This window comes from Psychrobacter sp., assembly GCF_030454045.1.
In the GTDB taxonomy this organism is placed as follows: domain Bacteria; phylum Pseudomonadota; class Gammaproteobacteria; order Pseudomonadales; family Moraxellaceae; genus Psychrobacter.
The window spans coordinates 20510-28137 of record NZ_JAKDJE010000036.1 but is presented as its reverse complement, the minus strand read 5'-3'; the positions used below and the strand labels follow the sequence as shown (position 1 = coordinate 28137).

Annotated in this window: 5 protein-coding genes; 2 read left to right on the top strand and 3 right to left on the bottom strand. The window is 46.3% G+C overall.

Annotated elements, in window-relative coordinates; genetic code table 11:
- Positions 1-192: 192 nt before the first annotated feature.
- Both mnmG and L0G63_RS08165 read left to right on the top strand, forming a co-directional pair.
- Positions 193-2088, top strand: a complete 1896-nt coding sequence (gene mnmG / locus L0G63_RS08170) for a tRNA uridine-5-carboxymethylaminomethyl(34) synthesis enzyme MnmG (protein ID WP_301450199.1) — start codon at positions 193-195, stop codon at positions 2086-2088.
- 232 nt (positions 2089-2320) lie between these two features.
- Positions 2321-3280 carry an AEC family transporter gene (locus L0G63_RS08165; RefSeq protein ID WP_301450198.1) on the top strand — a complete coding sequence of 320 codons (960 nt, stop codon included), beginning with the start codon at positions 2321-2323 and terminating at the stop codon, positions 3278-3280.
- A gap of 97 nt (positions 3281-3377) precedes the next feature.
- Here L0G63_RS08165 and L0G63_RS08160 read toward each other — a convergent pair whose 3' ends face one another.
- The 3 genes from L0G63_RS08160 to L0G63_RS08150 all read right to left on the bottom strand — a co-directional run bounded on the left by L0G63_RS08160 (position 3378) and on the right by L0G63_RS08150 (position 7438).
- Positions 3378-3548 carry a hypothetical protein gene (locus tag L0G63_RS08160; RefSeq protein WP_186474658.1) on the bottom strand — a complete coding sequence of 57 codons (171 nt, stop codon included), beginning with the start codon at positions 3546-3548 and terminating at the stop codon, positions 3378-3380.
- Between the two features lie 30 nt (positions 3549-3578).
- On the bottom strand, positions 3579-4598 hold the full coding sequence (locus tag L0G63_RS08155; RefSeq protein ID WP_301450197.1) for an LLM class flavin-dependent oxidoreductase: 1020 nt from the start codon (positions 4596-4598) through the stop codon (positions 3579-3581).
- Positions 4599-4879: 281 nt separating this feature from the next.
- Entirely contained in the window at positions 4880-7438 is a 2559-nt protein-coding gene (locus L0G63_RS08150; RefSeq protein ID WP_301450196.1) for a membrane-bound PQQ-dependent dehydrogenase, glucose/quinate/shikimate family, read from the bottom strand.
- Positions 7439-7628 lie beyond the last annotated feature (190 nt).

Below are 7628 nucleotides of genomic sequence, written 5' to 3'. Positions count from 1 at the left end.
TGGAACAATTTTAGCGATCAGCAGTGCCTATTTGCGAATGTTCAACACGCCCTAGGTTATTCAACCAATTATGAACGACTTATCCAAGTTGTTATCCTTTTATAAATATGACTGACATTTGTATGTCGATAGCCGAATTCTTTTATCATAGAATACGGCTATCGGCAGCGTTATGAGTCAAGTGAGGCAAACATGCAATACCCAAAACATTACGACGTGATAGTGATCGGTGGTGGTCATGCTGGCACAGAAGCTGCACTGGCAGCAGCACGTATGGGCGCACAGACCTTATTATTGACCCATAATATTGAGACGCTTGGTCAGATGAGCTGTAATCCCGCGATTGGCGGTATCGGCAAATCGCATCTGGTGCGTGAGATCGATGCATTAGGCGGCGCGATGGCGCTAGCAACGGACAAAGCAGGTATCCAGTTTCGTGTACTAAACAGCCGTAAAGGCGCTGCTGTGCGTGCCACACGTGCGCAAGCAGACCGTATCTTGTATAAAGCTGCCATTCGTCATACGTTAGAGAATCAACCAAACCTAGATATATTTCAGCAAGCCGCTGATGATATCTTAGTAGAGAATGGCCGTGCGACAGCTGTTGTGACCTCTACAGGTATTATTTTTAAGACCGAAACAGTCGTATTAACCTCAGGGACTTTCTTGGGCGGCGTCATTCATATTGGTCTAGAAAACTCAAATGGCGGACGTGCAGGCGATCAGCCTTCTATCAAGCTCGCCGATCGCTTGCGTGAGCTGAAATTGCCAGTAGGTCGCCTAAAAACAGGCACGCCAGCACGTATCGACGCCCGTAGCGTTGATTTTAGCGTGATGACGGTACAACCTGGTGATACGCCGCTGCCAGTGATGAGTTATATGGGTGATGTCTCTATGCATCCTGAGCAGGTGAATTGTTATATCACGCATACCAATGCGCGTACTCACGACATCATCCGCGAAAACCTTGACCGCTCACCGATGTTCTCTGGCAAAATCGAAGGCGTGGGCCCACGTTATTGTCCATCTATCGAAGATAAAATCCACCGTTTTGCGGACAAAGACAGCCATCAGATATTTATTGAGCCTGAAGGTCTGACCACGCATGAGCTGTATCCGAATGGTATCTCAACCAGTTTGCCATTTGATGTGCAGTTAGATTTTATTCATAGTATGAAAGGGCTTGAGAACGCCCATATCACGCGTCCAGGCTATGCAATTGAATATGATTACTTCGATCCACAAAACCTCAAGCCCACGCTTGAGACCAAGTCGATTGATCGCTTGTATTTTGCTGGTCAAATTAACGGTACGACTGGCTACGAAGAGGCGGGCGTACAGGGTTTGCTAGCAGGGACCAATGCCGCATTGGTCACGACTAATAACAGCGAGTTTGAAACGTGGACACCGCGCCGTGATGAAGCGTATCTTGGCGTACTTGTGGATGATTTGATCACCCATGGTACGACCGAGCCTTATCGTATGTTTACGAGCCGTGCAGAGTATCGTTTGTTGCTACGTGAAGACAATGCCGATCAGCGCTTGACAGAGACGGGTCGCAAGCTAGGGCTGGTAGATGATGTGCGCTGGCAAGCATATCAAGAAAAAATGGAGGCGATCTCGACAGAGACGTCACGCCTAAAAGACATGTGGGCCACGCCGACAAATGCCTTGGGTCAGAAACTATCTGAGCAGACAGGTGAGGTGCTCTCTAAAGAAGCAACGGCCTTTGATTTGCTCAAGCGTCCGCAGATACGTTTTGCGGACATTGCTGCTATCACTGACTCAACCGTTGATGCACAAGTAGGTGAGCAGATCGAGATTTCAGTCAAATACGCCGGCTATATCGACCGTCAGCAAGAAGACATCGATCAGATGAAGCGTTTAGAGAATACAGCACTGCCGCTAGATTTTGACTATAGTGTGGTATCAGGGCTATCAAATGAGATTGTGCAGAAGCTCACACAAATTCGCCCTGCTACTTTAGCACAAGCAGGCCGCGTCAGCGGGGTGACACCAGCGGCCATACAGCTGTTGGCAATGACGGTCAAAAAGCACAAAAAGGCCAAGGCGGCGCTAGACTCGTAACAGCGATGCGATACACTTTTTTGTTATACATCACGTGTAGTGTAAAAGCCCGTAATACAGATTATTGCGGGCTTTTGTTTTTTTTTGGTGATTATAAAAAGAAAAATGCATGCAAACTTGTCTTGCTTGCGACTTTGTCTTTATACTAGGTCGTAATATTTAAATACTATTTGTTAATTTATCACGTTGATGCTCATACCATGATGGGCTCGTCATCGAATTGAGCCTATTTATGATTGATGCCATTGTTTTTGCGATTACTATTGTCTTTCCCAACCTTGCCTTAATGTGGTTGGGTTTTTTTATGCAAAGTCGCGGCGAAACCAGCCAAATTTTTATTGATCAGGCCTCAAGCTTTGTCTTTAATTACTGCTTGCCGTGTTTGCTATTTTTTAGTGTGGTTGATAGTGATGTCGATTATGGTCAGCAGATTAAACTTATTTTTGTCGGTATATTAGTAACGTTTGTGCTGTTTATTGGCGCAGAGCTGTATGCCAAACGCTTCGTCAAACGTCCTGCCGACCAAGGCGTGTTCGTACAAGGTATTTTCCGTAGTAATATGGCGATTATTGGCCTTGCAACCGTTGCCAATGCTTATGGCGAGCGCGGCTTGAGTATTGGTGCCGTCTATATGGGCGTGGTGACCATTCTGTTTAATATTTTAGCGGTCATCACTTTGAGCCGTGTCTCCAAAAGTGTGGATGACACATTGACTAGCCGCAGCACGATGATACTCAAAAAAGTTTTTACCAACCCACTTATTTTGGCATTGCTATCAGCATTCGCTTATAAGGCATTGCCATTGCCACCGCTTACAGGCGTCATTCATACAACGGGTGATCTATTAGCAGCGGTTGCATTGCCGCTGGCACTGATTTGCGCTGGTGCTAGTATTGATTTGAAATCGATGCTGAGTGCCTCAGGGTTATCTATGCAGGCAAGTATTGGTCGGATTGTGATTGCACCCACCGTCGCCATTGCGATTGGTTTGGCATTTGGTTTATCAGGCGTCCATATGGGCGTGTTATTTTTGATGGTGGCATCACCAGCCGCAGCGGCCAGTTATGTCATGGCAAAAGCGATGGGGGGTAATGACATATTGGCGGCCAATATTTTGGCGTTTACGACGGTGGTTGGTATGTTTGGCATGGCGTTTGGTGCGGCAGCATTACGTGCGCTTGGTCTGATGTAGCTTATATAGTCAGTGCTTTGTTGGACATAGCGTCAACTGGTCGTTGTAATACTAAAAACCCCTTTTTTTCTATTTTGAAAAAAGGGGGTTTTTAATGTCAATTTATATTGTCTCGGTTACGCTTTTCTTCTCGACGTTGCTTACGCTTAGGACTGGTACGGTAGGTCAGATACCCACCGATAGCCATGACTGCAAGAAATGCCAAGATATACATAAATATCGACGAGCCAATCATAAGTGATGCACCGATAACCGCAGTTGCTTCCATGTCAAAAATCCAGTTAAGGTTTGGCAATAATTATGCAAGTGTCTCATTTGATTGTAAAGTAAATAAGTTTAGCTCCGGTGTAAGTTCAAGTGAACGAATACGCGCTGCTTGATTATGTACATTAGCGGTTACAATCAATTCATCTGGTTGATGGGTTGCCAAAAACGCAGCCAATTTTGGTTTGACCGTTTCGACAGAACCAATAAATGAGACGGAAAGTGCATTATCTACCATCATTTTTTCAGCTTGGCTCCAGATGCTGTCCATATCGTGTGTAGGTTTTGGCATCTGACCTGTCTCCCCGCGGCGCAAACGTACAAAACTCTGCTGTGCTGAGGTAAAGTGATATTCGGCAGTTTCGTCATCATCAGCGAGTAATAGATTTGCCGCCAGCATGACATAAGGCTTATCTAAATAGGCAGACGGCTTGAACTGCTCACGATAGGCTTTAATTGCTTGTCCTAGCATTTGCGGAGCAAAATGAGAGGCAAACACATAGGGCAGTCCTAAATGCGCAGCTAAGGTTGCGCCAAATAAAGATGAGCCTAATATCCAGATAGGGATGCCTGATTTGGCACCAGGAAATGCTTGTACAGGGCTGCCATCTGTATCATTGCCCAAGAAGTACATCAGTTCTTGTACATCTTGTGGAAAACGCTCAGCGTCTTTCATCTGACGACGCAGCGCCTGAAACGTCGCGCCATCTGTCCCCGGTGCGCGGCCCAAGCCTAAATCAACGCGGTCTCCGTACAATGCCTGCAATGTGCCAAATTGCTCAGCGATAACGAGCGGTGCATGATTCGGTAGCATCACACCGCCCGCACCAATACGGATACGCTTGGTTTGGCTACCGATATGTGACAGTAGGACTGAGGTCGCTGCACTGGCAATACCTGGCATATTATGATGCTCTGCCATCCAGTAACGGTTTAAGCCAGACTTCTCTGCTTGCTGCGCGGTTTGTACCGTTTGAGCAATACCTTCAGAGATGGTATGGCCTTCAGGTACAGGTGCTAGATCTAAAAAAGATAAAGGGATTTTGTTATTCATAAATTATCCAGTAGAGTGATTAATTATTTTCTCTTGATATGCTTGTCACCACTATCGATTTCAAGCCGTGTGACCAAGCAGTAATAATTCATAACAAAGCGCCATTAGTGGGTAGTAGGTATAGCTAGCAAAAGATAAGGCTGCTGATAAGCTTGCTATCAAACATATCTATATCAAAAGTATTTGTATAACAAAAACAGTCGCACATAAAAAAAGCAGGCAACCTAAGTTACCTGCTTTTTTAAAATGACATTATGTAAATGGTAAGTTATTCAAATCACTTATTTGGCTTGATTGCCAAGCTTATAAGCGACCACATAATCACCGATCTTCGTACCTACTGAACCATGTCCACCAGCTACCAATACCACCATCTGCTCACCTTTAGAGTTCAAGTAGGTCATAGGTGTAGCTTGACCACCTGCTGGAATACGTACATTCCATAGGACATCGCCATTTTTCAAATCATAAGCACGGAAGTTGTTTTCTGTTGCTGCTGACAAGAATGCGACGCCACCTTTAGTGATGATAGGTCCACCAATACCAGGTACCCCCAATTCAAACTTGATTGGAATAGGAGATAAGTCCTGTACAGTACCGTTTTTGCGCTGATACGCAATCTCGCCTGTGGCCAGATCAGCACCTGCGATCGTACCCCATGGTGGCTGCTGACAAGGTACACCAAGTGGTGATAAGAATGGTCCCATCTCTACCGCATAGTCTGCGCCTTCATTGGCATTCACACCTTGTTCACCTTTATTGGTCTCAACATCGCCAAGTGTGTCTTTAGGGATGAGTTTTGAGGTAAAGGCAAGGTAAGTTGGCATACCGAACATCACGCCATTTTCAGGATCGACAGCGAGTCCGCCCCAGTTAAAGGTACCAAAGTTACCAGGATAGACTAACGTACCGTTGGTTGATGGCGGTGTATAGCGGCCGTCGTAGTTGAGTTTGTTGAACTCAATACGGCACATCATCTGATCGATGAGACTTGCGCCCCACATATCTTTTTCAGTCAGTTTCTCAGGCGCAAAGCTCAGACCAGAGTAAGGCTGTGTAGGCGATGCATGTTCACCAGCAATGAGATAGCCTTGCGGTGCATCACGTTCTTTGATAGGTACAATAGGCTCGCCTGTTGCACGGTTCAAGACGTAGACATCGCCTTGTTTAGTCGGTACCACCAATGCAGGCTGGACACCATCAGCGGTATTTAAGTCAAGCAATGTTGGCTGCGCAGGCGTATCCATATCCCAAAGATCATGATGGACAAACTGCTGTACCCAGCGCGCTTCACCAGTTTTCAGATCTAGTGCGACCACAGAGGTTGCATACTTTTCTTCAGCAGCATTACGATAGCTACCGAGCTGATCGGGCGTGCGATTGCCCATTGGGAAGTAGGCCAAACCAAGCTCTTCATCAGCACTGGCAGTCGACCATGAGTTTGGCGAGCTGGTGCGATAGACTTGAGTTGGATCATTGACATCAAAAGGGGCTGTGTTGTCAGGATCACCTGAATCCCAGTTCCACATAAGCTCGCCAGTATTCACGTCATAAGCACGGATCACACCAGAGGGTGAGTTTACATCGTAGTTGTCGTTAACAGCACCAGCGACAATAATAACCCCACCTGCAACCACTGGGGCAGATGTTGAGTAATAGTAGCCTGCTTGCTGGAACGGCATGTTGTGCATCAAATCTAATGCGCCATCTTCACCAAAGTCTTGACAGCGTTGTCCCGTTTTTGGATCGAGGGCATATAGCTTGGCATCAGAGGTTGGGATAAATATCTTGGCATCGCATTGCTTGGAGGGATTTTCAAAGGTATTCCCAGCAATTTTTTGCACCAATGTATCGCCAGTCGCAGCCGGTTTATTAGCCGCTACTACGTTATTATCAGTGGTGTCACTGACGGCGCTATCGCTAGCTGTCTCGGTATTAGCATTAGCTGCTGGCGTAGTGCTGTTTGTACCAGCTTGACCAGCGTAATAAGAGACACCGCGGCAAGTTTGATGCTGACGCTGGAGGTTTTCGCCAACCTTAGGATCGAACTTCCATAGAGTCTCACCAGAGTCGGCATCTAATGCCAGCACCCAGTTATGCGGCGTACACATATAAAGAGCGTTGCCGATCTTTAGTGGGGTTGCTTGATAAGTGGTTTCGCCAATATCATTAGGACCTTTGACATCACCGGTTTGGATTTGCCAAGCGAGTTCTAAATCTTTGACATTATCAGTGTTGATCTGAGCCAGAGGAGAATAGCGTTGGCCATAGTTAGTACGGCCATAGGCGCTCCACTCACCATCTGGTGTTTGCTCGCCATTTGATAATGGGTCGCCAAGGTTGGTAGAAGTGGCATTTTGATCGCCGTCATCTTTGGCAGTTAAATCGAGCTCGCCCAATTTGTCGGTGGCATTATTGGCCATACTACCGAAAGAGAGCAGTGCGCCCACAACCACACTGGCCATTAGTCCCCAATAATAAAGAGGACTTTTCTTAACGTTGTTTGTGGTTGTTACTTGAGCGTGTTTCCCGTGCATCTTCTTAGAGACCCACGGTAAAAGCATTAATAAACCAAATATTAGTGGGAAACCCAAGCGAGTTGCCAGCGCCCACCAATAAAATCCAGATTCCCAAAGCGACCATACTAGTGTCACAACGATAAATATCGCGTACACCCCGTAAGCGCTCCAGTGTTTTTTGAACAACAAAAAAGCGGTCGCAAGCATCGTTGCGCCAGCAAAAAGATAGTAAGGACTACCGCCTAAAGAGAGCAGATAAGCGCCGCCAATAAGCAAAGGGACGGCAAAAACTGCCATAATGATCGCTACGAGTTTTTCCATGAGCGGTATCACCTGTTACATAGAAGCAAATGGACATGCAGTGATCGACACCCAGTACAAATCAATGTCTAGGCGTCCAGCAATACATGCAGGAATAAAAACGAAATCAAACGTTAAATAACGTTTGAGACTGTATTTTATCACTTATGCATAAGCTCGGTAAAGGAGGGGTAAGGTAGGACAGACGCTT